This window comes from Oceanobacillus sp. FSL K6-3682 (assembly GCF_037976165.1).
Taxonomy (GTDB): domain Bacteria; phylum Bacillota; class Bacilli; order Bacillales; family Amphibacillaceae; genus Oceanobacillus; species Oceanobacillus sojae.
The window spans coordinates 601618-615667 of sequence record NZ_CP150263.1 but is presented as its reverse complement, the minus strand read 5'-3'; the positions used below and the strand labels follow the sequence as shown (position 1 = coordinate 615667).

Sequence of the window (14050 nt, the reverse complement as noted above, 5' to 3'; positions counted from 1 at the left end):
CGTTCTATTTCTTTTTATTTTCTAATGATTTTCTTTCTTGATAAGCTGCAATCTGTTCATATTCCTGTTCGAGTGAACGTGAAATATTAATAAAGATTGGCATTAATTCCCGATAAGCCTGAATATGCTCTGGATTTGGTTCGTGCTGATGCGTAAACCCAATCAATTCTTCCACAACATCGAAGGAATCAATTTTTCCTTCTGCGTACAGTCCGAGTAAACAAGCTCCCAGGCAAGAAGATTCATAGCTTTTTGGAACAATAACATTCTGATCAAAAATATCAGCCATCATTTGACGCCAAAGCTCTGATTTTGAGAAACCTCCTGTTGCCTTGATAGACCTCACTGGAACATCCATTACCTCTACCAATGCTAAGAACACTGTGTATAGGTTAAAAATAACTCCTTCTAAAGCAGAGCGAACCATATGTTCTTTTTTATGATTTAAAGTTAAGCCAATAAATGACCCGCGGACATTGGCATTCCAAAGTGGAGCACGTTCACCGGCTAAAAATGGATGGAATAACAATCCATTTGACCCCGGCTCTACCTGTTTCGCAATAGCAGTTAATACTTCATAAGCATCAATATTTAAGCGTTTCGCTGTTTCTACTTCACTTGCAGCAAGCTCATCACGAATCCAGCGCAGCACCATGCCGCCGTTATTTACCGGTCCGCCAATTACCCAATGATCTTCTGTTAACGCATAACAAAAGATACGTCCTTTTTGATCCGTGCGGGGTTTGGGAATAACGGTGCGGATTGCCCCGCTTGTACCGATTGTAATTGCAACGTCTCCTTCTTTAATTGCATTCACTCCAATATTAGAAAGCACCCCGTCACTTGCTCCAATAACAAATTTAGTATCTGGAGCAATCCCTAAATCCGCCGCAATTTCAGAGCGGCAATCAGAAAAAATTTCTGTAGTAGGAACCAGCCTTGGCAGTTTACTCTCTGAAATACCTGTAATCTCAAGAGCTCCTTTATCCCAGGCAAGCTCTTCCAGATTCATCATCCCTGTAGCTGAGCCAAGAGAATAATCCATCACATACTCACCGAATAATTGATTGAAAACGTATTCTTTAATGCCAATGTATTTCTTTGTCTTTCCAGCTAATTCCGGATGCTCCTGCTCCAGCCATGTAATTTTACTAAGTGGAGACATAGGATGAATCGGTGTACCTGTCCGCATGTAAACGTCATTACCGTTCCATTCATCCTTGATTTTATTTGCCCAATTTAAGCTGCGGTTATCTGCCCAGGTGATACAGGGTGTAATTGCTTTATTATTTTCGTCCATTGCAATTAAGCTGTGCATGGCGCTGCTAAAGGAAATAAAGGAAAGATCCTCTTTATCTATCTCTGAGTCCTTGATTGTTTGCCGGATGACATAAAGTACTGCCTGATAAATTTCTTCCGGATTCTGCTCAGCTGTTCGAACATCTGGTGTATTTAGATCATAGCCCTGGTTGCTCTGCGCAATTATTTCGCCAGTTTCCCGGTAAAGTACTGCTTTTGTGCTTGTTGTACCAATATCCACGCCGAGCATAAATTTATTTTGATTCACTTTTATCCCTCACAATCTTTTTTCGGAACCTGTTTGTTCCTTGAAGATATATTTCTATCAGTTATCGAATGTACTTGCATTTCTCTATTTTATTATAATAAAGGGCTTTCAAGACATATATGTTTTTTATGAATACTTGTATACAGGTATACTATCATGTATTTTTTTCTTTGTAAACGCTTTTATTATATTTTTTCATAAAAAATCCAATTGGGAGCTTTTAACAAGCTAAATGAAATATTTCAATCTATCCCAAACTTACAAATATATCCTTATTCCACCTGAGTAAAAACCCTCCTGCCAAGCAAGATTTATCTCACTCGACAGGAGGGGTTCATCTATTACTTCTTCAATTTTTCCCGTGCTATATCCTGCAGTTTAAATTTCTGAATCTTACCTGTTCCTGTAAGCGGCCAATCCTTCGCTTCCACAAACCAGATATAACGCGGTATTTTGAAACGCGCCACATGCTCACGGCACAGTTGTCTAATTTCCTGTTTTGTACAGGTTTCACCTTGTTTTAATTCGATAAATGCGGCACCTGTTTCTGTTGTTAATTGATCCGGTACACCGACAATATAGACCTGATTCACTGCCGGATGTATGGAAATAACATCCTCCACTTCTTTCGGAGCTACTGTTTCTCCAGATACTTTATAAAGGTCTTTACTTCTGCCTAATAATCGGATATATCCTTGCTCATCAATCATTCCTAAGTCTCCGCTGCGGATATAGCCTTCCTTATCCTTTGCAAAAGCTGTTTCCTCCGGCTTTTTATAATAGCCCTCCGTGACAACATTTCCCCGTACTGCAAGCTCACCGACAGACCCGTCGGGCAATGTTTCCCTCGTATCTGGATCAATAATTTTGTAGGTGACGCTTTTATCTCCAAATTCAGGATAGCCCGCAATACCTGCCGTTTTCACCTTCCCTACTGTTGTCGAGATAATTTCCAAAGGGTCACCAATTTCAGTAAGCATTGTCGTAGAGCCTGCTTCTGTTGCTCCACAGCCCGTTCCAATCTCCGTCACTCCCAGCTCGTCTACTGCTCTTTTCCATAGCGGGACTGGAGAGGGTGCTGCACAGCATAATAGCGCATAAAGATGATCTAAGTTTATACTTTTAACCTCCGGGCGATTCAATAAGGCAACAAGCATCGATGGTACAGCAAGAAAATCATGTACATGGTATTTTTCCATCAGCTGCAGCGATTGCAGCGGCTGAAAAGCGTGACATGTCACCATACCTCCTCCTACAAAGGAAGCAGCAAATAATCCTTCCTGCAGAAAATAAACATGGTACATTGGCAACGGTGCATAAATCCGCCTTCCCGCTTCATATCCTCTAGTCAGACATGTCGCAAAACCAGAACGGAGCAGCATATCATCTGTCAGCATAACTCCTTTTGGCAAGCCGGTTGATCCAGATGTATAAATAATTGCCGCACAAGTATCCGGGGCATCGGTTTCCTTCCAGCGATTGTTTAAACTGGATTCTTCTACTGCTTCCGCCCCCTGTAAAAATACGTCCCATTGCATATAAACAGACGGAATCTCTGTATCTTTATTCGGTATACAAACTGCCTTTTTAAAAGGACTCTTTGCATCCTCCTGAAGTTCATAAACAACATCTTTTAAAGCTTCGGCATGATTCTGTTTACTGGCAAATTGATGGGTAATCAGCCAATTTGTATCGGATTGACGAAGCATGTAGGTTAACTCTTCTTTTTGAAGCTGTGTATTCAAAGGAACCACAATTGCTCCAACTATTGAGGAAGCAATAAATAAAGCAACATATTCTGGTTCATTTTCCATTAAGATAGCTATATGCTCCCCCGGCGCAACCCCTAAATGAAGCATCGCTTTTGCATAATCATATGCCATTTCCCACATTTCTCCATAGGTCACGACCTTATCCGGCATCATAATCAATGGGGATTCGCCATATTGCTGACATTGCTTATAAAAATGTGCCGCAATTGTCCGCTTTTCCCAACTCGGATACATCTTTTCCAGTACAGCTTGTCTATCTGCCACACTTATATGAGCTTGTTGTTCTCCAAGCATTGTTATCTCTCCATTTCATTATTCATTCCATCTTTTTTCTTCGTGAAATTAAGCCTCCGGTGCCTGCCAAATCACAATTCCGTTTTGACCACCGAAGCCAAAGGAGTTACTCATCGCTGTCTTAATTTGCTGCTTCCGGCTTGTATTTGGAACAATATCCTTTGGAGCCTCTTCATCCCGTGTTTCCGAATGAAGTGTTGCTGGTAAAATTCCTGTCTCTATAGCCTTAATGCATGCAATACTTTCGATCGCTCCGGCAGCTCCCAATAGATGTCCGACACTGCCTTTGATCGAGCTGACCGGCATATCATCCAGCCTCTCTCTAAATATCATTTTTAATGCCTTAGTTTCAGCAATATCACCAGCCGGTGTAGATGTTGCATGCGCATTAATATAATCAATATCTGCCGGGTCCAGCTGTGCTGAACGGAGCGCCCGCTCGATTGCCAATGCAGCACTTGTTCCTTCTGGGTCCGGTGATGTATCATGATAAGCATCATTGGAGGCTCCGTATCCTTTTAAGGTTGCATAGATATGTGCCCCCCTTGCTTTGGCACGCTCTAGCGGCTCAAGAACAAATAAACCTGCTCCTTCTCCCATTACCATCCCTGTCCGGGCAGCATCAAACGGACGGGACCACGTTGAAAAATCCTCCGGTCCTTTTGCTGCCAATGCACCCGCATCTCCTAACCCAGATAAAAAAACATTAGACCACAGGCTGTCTACACCCCCAGCAAGAATATAATCAACATCATCGCGGAAAAACCAGTAAGCTGATTCACCAATAGCATTCGCCGAAGCTGCACAAGCTGTTACATATGTATTAGATGGCCCACGGAATCCGTACTGTATAGAAATGGTACTTGCTGCTGCATTCGGAATTGATTTGGAGATCATTCGCGGACCTACTCTTTTTGCCCGTCCCGTCGTCAATTTTTCAGAAGCCTGTTCCAAGGATTGAATGCCCCCAAATGCTGTTCCGATTGCTGTTCCAAAGCGATTCCGGTCTATACCATCTCTAAAGGTTTCTCCATCACTTTTGAACAATCCGGCGTCCTTTAATGCTTCATCTGCTGCAATTAGTGCCAGTTGGGTAAAATAATCAGTATTTCTGATTATCTTTTTAGGAAGAAAATCGACAGCCGCAAATTCAGGCACGCGCGCACCCACCTTTGTCCATTTGCTTACATTATCATCTGTTATTTCCCTTACTGCAGAACGATTCGCAATTAAATTATCCCAAAAAGTTGATACCCCCATACCGAATGGAGAGACAGCTCCCATCCCTGTTACTGCAATCTCTATCTGCTTCATCATTCATGCTCCTCTGCATATTTTTAGACAATATCTTCCCCTGCATTCTGTCTTTATTATGAACATAATCAGCTATAATTTCAAAGCTGTCATATAGTTTTTAATTCTCAGTATCATTATAAAGTAAGTGTATATTTTCCTCAAACTATCCAAATCAATATTCGCATTTCCAGATGAAAAAATCCTCGTTATCCAACAAATGATAACGAGGATCTCAGGTCTTATTTAGAAACAAACTTATTACCGGCAACCCAAAACCGATATGGATAATCCCTTGCCTCACCAGAATTATCAATACCAATCCGTGGACCGCTGCTGATTTTCTCAGGCTTCTTTCCTTCAGCAATAAATAACGGCGGCTCCATAAGAGACCGTCCATAATCACCCATATTAATATCCAAAGCCTGCGACAGTTTGCCTGGGCCGCTTGTCAGGTTTTGAAATTTTTTCACCGGACGGCGGGCAAGCATCTGATCAACGCCTGTATAAGGCTCTACTGCCCGGATTAATACACTTTCCGGTACTTCCTTCTCCGCGCTGACGACATTAATCAAACAATGATTATGGATGAGATGGGTATATGTCATCCCCGCCTTAGCATATAAAATCTCCGTTCTTTTTGTCCGCCGGTTTCCAAATCCATGTGCTGCTCTGTCAGCACTTCCCAGATATGCTTCTGTTTCCACAATAAATCCAGAGCTCGTCCCCTCCTCCGTTTGCTTTACTAAAACGCACCCAAGCAGTTCTTCTGCTAATTGTAAAGTGGGATATTGGTAAAAAGTTTCTGGTAAAGGGGTTAAATTCAGGTCCTGATTCAATGTATACACTCCTTACATTCTCTCTACTCTAGTCTACCCTATTTTATAGTATATCGATCATTAGATTATACAAAAAAATGCGTTACATGTTAATTGAACTATTTCTCCAACAATGAAATAATATAAATAAAACAAATCTGATTAACATACTTTGTCTTTTACAAGGAGGAATACAGTATGAGTAGTTTAGTAGACTTACAAACAAAAGAAGAGCGAATCCAACTTTTATCCAAAACAATTAAACCCTTTGGAGAACGTGTCCGTCAGCTTCCAGACGGTGCTTTTCCTTATGAAAACTTTAAAGACCTGCAAGAAATCGGCTACCCTGCACTCACTGTGCCAAAAGAGGATGGCGGCGCTGGTATTTCACTTGATGAATTGCTTACCTATCAGCAGATCATCGCTCAGGCAGACGGCTCAACTGCATTGTCTATCGGCTGGCATATGGGGATTATGAAGCATTTAGGCGAAAGCAGGCCTTGGAGCGAAAATGTTTATACAAAGGTTATCAAGGACGTTATCGAAAATGGTGCATTATTAAACAATGCCGCAACCGAACCGGCAACAGGTAGTCCAACCCGCGGCGGGAAGCCGGAAACAACAGCAGTAAAAACAGATGGCGGCTGGATAATTACCGGACGGAAAACCTTTACGACATTGTCACCAATCTTAACTTATTTTGTGGTCAGTGCGTCTATTGACGGAACGGATGATGTTGGTAATTTCCTTGTAAAGCATGATTTGGAAGGTGTCAATGTGGAAGAAACATGGGATTCTATCGCAATGCGCGGTTCTGGCAGTCATGATCTCGTTTTAGAAGAGGTTCGTTTAGATAAAGAGGATCTTGTTGAAATTACATCGAATCAGAAAAGAAAAACAACAGGCTGGTTATTGCATATTCCAGCATGCTATCTCGGTATCGCGCAGGCTGCCCAGAAGGATGCAGTTGCCTTTGCAACAAGCTATTCACCTAACAGCATCAAGGGAACTATTTCGGAACTGCCTAATGTGAAACAAAAACTTGGTGACCTGGAGCTTCTTTTGCTGGAATCACAATACTTTCTTCATGCAGTTGCTGAAAAGTGGGATAATAGTGATGAAGAAATTAGAAATAGCATGGGCCCTGAATTAGGAGCTGTGAAGCTGTCTGTCACCAATAAAGCCGTGCAAGGTGTAGATCTTGCCATGCGTGTTGTCGGCGCACAAAGCCTTAAGCTGAGAAATAATTTTGAACGCTATTACCGCGATGTCCGGGCCGGTCTGCATAATCCGCCAATGGATGATATGACGATCATGCAGTTAGCCGATAAGTCGATACGGGAGCTGTAAGGCCTTTGATTTCGCGTTTTTGAAGGTATTAAACGAATGATAATAAATGAAGCACTTTTAATGAAAATAAGCTATATGAAAATCTGATTTCATATAGCTTATTTTTTCAAGCCATCTTCTGTTCTTTTTTCTTTTCTATCTCCTCATCCATAAACTTAAAATACGGAAGCAGTATTCCCAATAAAGAGGTTGTACTTATCACCATTCCTATCAATAAATACAATGGCCGGACTCCCCATATTTCGCTTAAAAATCCGCCCGCCAATACACCTAATGGCATCATACACCGGATAATTAACAACCGGACAGAGAATATTTTTCCCATTAAGTGGTGAGGTATGATTTTTTGACAGATTGTCGTATTATGTATCCCAAAAACTGCCATGGCAATTCCTCCTGCTGCTTCTGCCAAAATTCCTAATATAACACTTGTGTTGATAAATAAGAAAACAAAGGTAAGTCCGCCAATAAATAAGGCCCCCAGCATTAATCTTCTGCGACTTTTATATTTTATTTTACCGACCAGGATTGAACCTAAAATAAACCCGACCGGAAAACCTGCCATAAAATAGCCGTATTCAGCATAGCTTCCCGATAATTCTTCTGTAATGTAAGGAAGTGTGGTAACCATTGTCACACCAACACCAAACTGGACAAATCCCAGAAATATCCCCAGCCAGACAATGACACGCTTTTTTAAAAAGTAAGTCATTCCTTCTGTAAATTCCTTTAACCATGACGCTCTCTTATTTTGCGGGATTCTGGTCTCCTGGATAAAAAATAATGTGAAACCGCTTAATAAAAGCAGTGTACTTACTAAAGCCATTGTGGGCATAACACCGACATACTCAATCACAACTCCGCCTAAAAAAGGAGCAGTAAAAGTCATTAACCGCGCTGTACCTTCCAAATAAGCATTTGCTTCTTCCAATTGCCCCTTTGCCACGATGGAAGGAGTTATTGCCTGATTTGCCGGAACATAGAGCGGGGTAATTAATCCAACAATTATCTGCACCAGGTAGATGTGCCATGGCAAAAGCGTTTCTGTCAATAAGGCAAACAGCGGTACAAGAAAGATAAAACCTCTTGCTATCTGGCAGAAAATCAATATCCATTTTCGGCTCCACCGGTCAATAAAGGGACCGATAAATAACTGGAGCACTAAAGAGGGAATAAAATATAACAGCCACATGCTGCCTAATGCTAGTTTCGAGCCTGTTAATTGATAGATTAAAATGGAATTGCAAAAGGTTCCGAAAGCACCGCCCAGTTCTGAAATCCCATTGCCAATCCATATGGAAAGAAAAGATCTATTTCTGAAAATCGGTGTGTCCATCCGCTTCCTCCTTTCATTTTTCCAGATACCAGTCAAATTCCTTTGCTAACAGAGTAAATACATTATTTTTTAAGCAATACTTTGAATCAATTATCTCTACTAATTTCGCTGCTCTTAATATTTTCAAATGATGATGGATGGTTGACTTCCCTATATCCAGTTTTTCCGTCATATCCTGTAATGTCCTGGGATGCTCAAACAGCATTTTAACCATTTTCAGACGCACCTCATCACCCAATGCCTTATATTTTTGAACCAAAAAATAATCTGGCATATAACGGTCACTTGGAGACACACTTTCATTGGAAACAGGATAATAAAATACTTTTGTTCCCTCAATATCAGCCTCAATATTCCACGGACGATAAATATATTGAGGGATTAATAAGACGGTATGTACACTTGGTTCAGGTGTGTAGGTAACTCCGCCGGTAGCCCATTGCACTAATTCCTCCGAAGATACTTTCTGCTGCTTCTCTTTCTTTGACTGATAATCCTTTTCCAAAATGACCTTTGTTTCCTGCTCACTCTTTCTCACTATTTCTTGGTACCAGCTGTTCATGACCTTTATCAGATGCTTTTTTAAAGACTCTGCTTCACAACTGCTGATAAATTCAATATAGGCAGGAAAAAAGGGATTATTATTCGTAATGCGCATCAGCTCTTTGATTGCTTTTTTCTCCCCTTGCGCAGCCTGCTCACGATCTGCCTGATGCTGATTTCCAACAAATGGCAGACAAATAAATTTCAATTCTATATCTGTTAAATGCTGTACATATTGCTGAAATGCATCCAGACTGGAAAATTCCTGCTGGTGGAGTATTTGGAGCAATGCCTTCCATGTATTATTTTGTTCAACATACTCCAATTCCTCCGATAACTCTGCTGAAACAGATTCTCTTGTCTGTATCCAATATTCTTTTGGCTTCTCCAACGTATCCAGCAATCTTATGTTTGTTATTGCTGCGATTCCTAAAGCACACTCCCATAATATAGAATAAGTCAATTGGATCCCATAGCTCTCCCTTTCTCTGCTTGTTAATTGCAAAACATCCATGTTATCACTCCTTTGTATTTTATTAACTTTATCGTATCATTTATTCTACAAATATAGAACATAACATTTCACATTTATAGAATTATTTTGCCTGATTCTTTCTTACGTCTCATTTTGCAGCACTTTACAGGACATACATTATTAATACGGGATATCCTCTTATAAAGAGTATTTAATTTATAAAAAAGCACTCTCTTAACAGAAAAGAAAGTACTTATTATAAGACAGTAGTCCCTGAAAGTGCGAAAATAAGCACCCATCAACACGAACCTATAACAATAATTGATAATCAGCTCTTTTCCAGCCGTTTGAAATGTATAAAGCGGGCAAAATAAACAACTAAAATAACAACCACATGAAAACCTAACCATGCCCAGTTAAAAGATTCCACTAATAAATTTATAATCAGCGCGATCACAAAACAAACAATCGAAAAACCAAGAAGAACATTGAGCACGACGCGATCTACCAGCTTATTAGGCTTCAAATCCTTTTCTTCAATTCCTTTTTTCTCCCTCCATTTATTTCCTATATTTCTAAGAATCGGCGTGATAATGATTAAGAAAATAACAGCATACAGCAACAGCTGCCACAAAGGGATAATCCCCCGCATAAAACTCCCCGCAATAGCACCGGCAATCGCAAACCCTAATGTGATAAAGCTGTCAATTGTCGGTGTAAAAAAAGGTAGTGTTAACTGTCTTTTTATTTTCTTCCAAGATGATTTCATATCCTTCGTTCAACTCCTTAACCTTGTTATGAGGAGAATAATCTTATTGTCTGAGTATCTATCAGTGTGGCTCTTAAAAATCCTTTCCCTAAATTGCACTGAAAAAACAAGAAGCATACAAATAGAGGGAAAAGTTCATCTTTTTTATCCGCATGGTTCGAATTCGAAGCATTTGCTTTCACTTCTTTTCCAATAAAAATGTTTATAAAACACCAATACGTGGAAAAATGTTGCTAAGTACATGAGAAAATGAATAAAAGGAGGAACACATTAATGGAACCAACAGAGATGCAGAAGAATGGTACTCCTAGACAGAAACAAGACAAACAGCCGGGACTCGAATCAAAAATGAATCCGCTCCCGCATCAGCCATATGATTATCAAGGAACGGATAAATTACGAGGGAAAAATGCGTTGATTACTGGCGGTGACAGCGGTATTGGCCGGGCTGTAGCCATTTTATACGCAAAAGAAGGAGCAAACGTAGCAATCTCCTATTTGGACGAGCATGAAGATGCGGAGGATACGAAGAAATCTGTGGAAGCTGAAGGAGTTCAATGCCTTCTTCTCCCTGGAGATATAAAAAAAGAATCCCATTGTATTGATTTAGTCGAAAAAACCGTACAAGCATTTGGCGGTATCAATATTCTGGTTAATAATGCTGCTATCCAATTTGTTCAGGAGAATGTAGAGGATATTCCTTCTGAACAGTTTGAAGAAGTATTCCGTGTGAATTTCTTTTCACAGTTCTATCTGACAAAAGCAGCTGTTCCCCATATGAGTGAGGGAGATTCCATCATTAGTACTTCTTCTATTAATTCGTATAAGGGGCATGCCACATTAATGGATTATTCTGCAACAAAAGGGGCGATTACCTCATTCACAAGAAGTATCGCGCAAAGCCTTGCTAAAAAAGGCATCCGGGCAAACACGGTTGCTCCTGGACCTGTCTGGACTCCGTTAATCCCATCTTCATTTGATGAAGCTGAGGTTGAGAAATTTGGACAGGATTCCTTAATGGGACGGCCTGGACAGCCTTCAGAGCATGCCTGGCCTTATGTGATGCTTGCCTCCAAAGAAGCTTCTTATATGACTGGACAAGCTATCCATATTAATGGAGGAAGCTGGACATCGTCTTAAGCATCCTGCAAAAATAGCCGGTATTCTGACGAGAGAATACCGGCTATTTCCTATTTCTATATGAAATAATCACCCTGGTTCACTTCTAAGATTTGCACTGCCGCATGATCATGAGGCTCTATATCCTTACTTTCAAATGGATTCTTTCCTGCAATCGTCCCGTATGCAATAACAACAACACATACATAGATAATCCCGATACTCGCCCATTTTTTTATCGACATGGATTATACCTCCCTTTTCAGCTTCAAGCGTTGCAGTCTTAAAGCGTTAAGAACAACAGATACAGAGCTGCATGCCATCGCTGCGCCGGCAACCCAAGGAGCCAATAATCCAATCGCAGCAATTGGAATGGAGGCAGAATTATAGGCAAAGGCGAAAAATAGATTTTGTTTAATGTTCCGCATCGTTTTAGCACTCAGCTCAATACTGTCAGCTACACTGTGTAAATCGCCGCGCATCAGCGTTACATCGGCTGCCTCTATCGCTACATCTGTTCCTGTACCAATCGCCATTCCAATATCTGCAATGGCTAAGGCAGGAGCATCATTAATGCCGTCACCTACCATAGCAACTTTTTTACCTTCCTGCTGGAGCCGTTTGATTTCATCTGCTTTTTGCTCTGGTAAGACTTCTGCAATAACACGATCTACTCCGACTTCTTTCGCAATCGCCTGCGCTGTCCGTTCATTATCTCCCGTAAGCAAAATCACTTCCAGTCCTTGTTCATGCAAACGCTCAATAGCTGCCTTCGAAGTTTCTTTTACAGTATCAGCAACAGCAATCATTCCTATAAGCATTCCTTGAAAACCAACGAGCATTGCTGTCTTTCCGTCAGCTTCCATTTCTATCATTTTTTCTTCCATAATACTGATATCAATATTTTGCTGTTTCATTAATTTTCTTGTTCCGATAAAGAGAGGTTCTCCCTCCCAGGTCACTTGAATACCAGCGCCGGGTATAGATTGAAAATCTGTTGTTTCGATTAATGAAATATTTTGTTCTTCTGCACCTTTAACAATTGCTTCAGCAAGCGGATGCTCTGAATGCTTCTCAGCGGAGGCTGCCATTCTTAATAAGTCTTCCTCTGTAACATCGCCTTGAGGAACGACATCAGTCAGTCCAGGCTCACCTTTCGTTACTGTTCCCGTTTTATCTAATACAATTGTTTCAATTAATCGTGTATTTTCTAAATACTCCCCACCTTTAAACAAGACGCCTAATTCTGCAGCTCTGCCTGAACCGGCCATTACAGAGGTCGGTGTTGCTAAGCCAAGCGCACAAGGACAGGCAATAACCAAAACGGTAATGGCAGGAACTAAAGCTGCACGTAAATCACCCGGTGCAACAAAGATATACCAGGCAAGGAATGTTATGACAGCCAGCCCGACAACAACAGGAACAAAGATTCCAGATACTCGGTCTGCTACACGCTGAATATCAGCCTTGCTCCCCTGTGCTTCTTCCACTACCTTCACAATCTGGGCAAGCGCTGTATCTTTTCCAATCTTGGTTGCTTCGATGGTCAGCATGCCATTTTTATTGATGGTTGAGCCAATTGCTGTATCTCCGATATTTTTATCAACGGGAATACTTTCTCCGGTAATCATTGATTCATCAACAGCTGATTTTCCTTTTATAATTGCTCCATCAACGGGTATTTTTTCTCCTGGTCGAACAATAATATGATCGCCGACAGCTACTTCTTCAATAGCTATTTCCAACTCTTCGCCGTCACGGATAACACGGGCAGTTTTTGCCTGCATATCCAGCAATTTTTTTATCGCCTGACCAGTACGGCCTTTCGCACGAACTTCAAATAATTTGCCAAGCAGGACTAACGTAATAATCACCGCAGCAGCCTCAAAGTAAAGCTCAGGCATACCAACCGCACCGTTTATTTGCCATTCTATTCCGAGAAAAATACTATAGAGATAGGCTACTGAGGTTCCCAATGCGACGAGAACATCCATATTTGCACTTTTATTTCTCAGCGCCTTATAAGCTCCTACATAGAACTGCTTCCCTGCGATAAACTGCACAGGTGTTGCCAGTGCTAGCTGTACCCATGGATTCATCAGCATATCCGGTGAATAAATAAATGAGGTAAAGGAAAAATGCGTCACCATCGTCCATAATAATGGAAGTGTTAAAATAGCAGAGAAGATAAATTTTCCGGTCTGATGACGAATCTCCTCTTCCTTCCGGTTTGTTGTCTCTTCCTTGGATACTTGAGGTTTAAGCGCATAGCCAAGCTTTTTGACAACCTCCATCATATCCTGCACAGTTACTTGATTTTCATTATATTCAACTGCAACGTTCTCCAATGCGAAATTGACATTGGCTTCACTTACACCATCCATTTTATTTAAACGTTTCTCAATCCGGTTGGCACAGGCTGCACATGTCATTCCTGCTACATCAAAGGTCTGTTTTTCATGCTGAACATGATAGCCCAGCTGCTCAATTTTCTTCTCAAACGCTTCTACTGATGTTTGTTCCGGATTATAGTGAATTGTTGATTTTTCAATCGCGAAATTGACATTAGCATCTTCAACCCCTTTTACCCGTTTTAAACCTTTTTCAATCCGGGTTGCACAGGCTGCACATGTCATCCCTTCAATAGGCAATGTGACTTCTTTTTTAGCTTCCATTCGAACCACCTCCCATACCTATACAGGGTATGTAATCAT

General features: G+C 41.0%; 11 protein-coding genes. 2 read left to right on the top strand and 9 right to left on the bottom strand.

The annotated features are described in order from the left end of the window. Nucleotides 1–4 precede the first annotated feature (4 nt). The 4 genes from gntK to MHH51_RS03210 all read right to left on the bottom strand — a co-directional run bounded on the left by gntK (nt 5) and on the right by MHH51_RS03210 (nt 5765). On the bottom strand, nt 5–1549 hold the full coding sequence (gntK, locus tag MHH51_RS03225) for a gluconokinase (protein ID WP_339286241.1): 1545 nt from the start codon (nt 1547–1549) through the stop codon (nt 5–7). 359 nt (nt 1550–1908) lie between these two features. Then, nucleotides 1909–3633 (bottom strand): class I adenylate-forming enzyme family protein, encoded by a 1725-nt coding sequence (locus tag MHH51_RS03220; RefSeq protein WP_339284445.1) that lies wholly within the window; start codon nt 3631–3633, stop codon nt 1909–1911. 48 nt (nt 3634–3681) lie between these two features. Then, the gene (locus tag MHH51_RS03215) at nt 3682–4947 is read right to left on the bottom strand and encodes a beta-ketoacyl-[acyl-carrier-protein] synthase family protein (protein WP_339284443.1); all 1266 of its coding nucleotides are present in this window, start codon (nt 4945–4947) and stop codon (nt 3682–3684) included. A gap of 221 nt (nt 4948–5168) precedes the next feature. Next, complete coding sequence (locus tag MHH51_RS03210) at nt 5169–5765, bottom strand: DNA-3-methyladenine glycosylase (protein ID WP_147209228.1); 597 nt, start codon at nt 5763–5765, stop codon at nt 5169–5171. 177 nt (nt 5766–5942) lie between these two features. Here MHH51_RS03210 and MHH51_RS03205 point away from each other — a divergent pair, with 177 nt between their 5' ends. After that, nucleotides 5943–7094, top strand: coding sequence for an acyl-CoA dehydrogenase family protein (locus MHH51_RS03205; RefSeq protein WP_147209226.1), 1152 nt, complete (start codon nt 5943–5945; stop codon nt 7092–7094). Nucleotides 7095–7200: 106 nt separating this feature from the next. Here MHH51_RS03205 and MHH51_RS03200 read toward each other — a convergent pair whose 3' ends face one another. The 3 genes from MHH51_RS03200 to MHH51_RS03190 form a co-directional block, all read right to left on the bottom strand. Then, nucleotides 7201–8430: an MFS transporter gene (locus MHH51_RS03200; RefSeq protein ID WP_339284441.1), complete on the bottom strand. Its 1230-nt coding sequence runs from the start codon at nt 8428–8430 to the stop codon at nt 7201–7203. Between the two features lie 13 nt (nt 8431–8443). Then, nucleotides 8444–9487, bottom strand: a complete 1044-nt coding sequence (locus tag MHH51_RS03195) for a metalloregulator ArsR/SmtB family transcription factor (RefSeq protein WP_147209222.1) — start codon at nt 9485–9487, stop codon at nt 8444–8446. 289 nt (nt 9488–9776) lie between these two features. Beyond that, nucleotides 9777–10217 (bottom strand): hypothetical protein, encoded by a 441-nt coding sequence (locus MHH51_RS03190; protein WP_339284439.1) that lies wholly within the window; start codon nt 10215–10217, stop codon nt 9777–9779. A 273-nt stretch (nt 10218–10490) separates the two neighbouring features. On the opposite strand from MHH51_RS03190, the gene MHH51_RS03185 reads away from it, so the two are divergent. After that, entirely contained in the window at nt 10491–11357 is an 867-nt protein-coding gene (locus tag MHH51_RS03185; RefSeq protein ID WP_156985824.1) for an SDR family oxidoreductase, read from the top strand. A gap of 56 nt (nt 11358–11413) precedes the next feature. On the opposite strand, the gene MHH51_RS03180 is transcribed toward MHH51_RS03185, so the two are convergent. Both MHH51_RS03180 and MHH51_RS03175 read right to left on the bottom strand, forming a co-directional pair. Further along, nucleotides 11414–11581: a hypothetical protein gene (locus MHH51_RS03180; RefSeq protein WP_186813561.1), complete on the bottom strand. Its 168-nt coding sequence runs from the start codon at nt 11579–11581 to the stop codon at nt 11414–11416. 3 nt (nt 11582–11584) lie between these two features. Further along, entirely contained in the window at nt 11585–14011 is a 2427-nt protein-coding gene (locus tag MHH51_RS03175) for a heavy metal translocating P-type ATPase (protein ID WP_147209217.1), read from the bottom strand. Nucleotides 14012–14050 lie beyond the last annotated feature (39 nt).

Excerpts from the sequence above, each read along its gene's own strand:
- MHH51_RS03180 (WP_186813561.1), bottom strand. The coding sequence starts at position 11,581 with ATGTCGATAAAAAAATGGGCGAGTATCGGGATTATCTATGTATGTGTT.
- gntK (WP_339286241.1), bottom strand. The coding sequence starts at position 1,549 with ATGCTCGGCGTGGATATTGGTACAACAAGCACAAAAGCAGTACTTTAC.
- MHH51_RS03200 (WP_339284441.1), bottom strand. The coding sequence starts at position 8,430 with ATGGACACACCGATTTTCAGAAATAGATCTTTTCTTTCCATATGGATT.
- MHH51_RS03215 (WP_339284443.1), bottom strand. The coding sequence starts at position 4,947 with ATGAAGCAGATAGAGATTGCAGTAACAGGGATGGGAGCTGTCTCTCCA.
- MHH51_RS03175 (WP_147209217.1), bottom strand. The coding sequence starts at position 14,011 with ATGGAAGCTAAAAAAGAAGTCACATTGCCTATTGAAGGGATGACATGT.
- MHH51_RS03190 (WP_339284439.1), bottom strand. The coding sequence starts at position 10,217 with ATGAAATCATCTTGGAAGAAAATAAAAAGACAGTTAACACTACCTTTT.
- MHH51_RS03185 (WP_156985824.1), top strand. The coding sequence starts at position 10,491 with ATGGAACCAACAGAGATGCAGAAGAATGGTACTCCTAGACAGAAACAA.
- MHH51_RS03205 (WP_147209226.1), top strand. The coding sequence starts at position 5,943 with ATGAGTAGTTTAGTAGACTTACAAACAAAAGAAGAGCGAATCCAACTT.
- MHH51_RS03195 (WP_147209222.1), bottom strand. The coding sequence starts at position 9,487 with ATGGATGTTTTGCAATTAACAAGCAGAGAAAGGGAGAGCTATGGGATC.
- MHH51_RS03220 (WP_339284445.1), bottom strand. The coding sequence starts at position 3,633 with ATGCTTGGAGAACAACAAGCTCATATAAGTGTGGCAGATAGACAAGCT.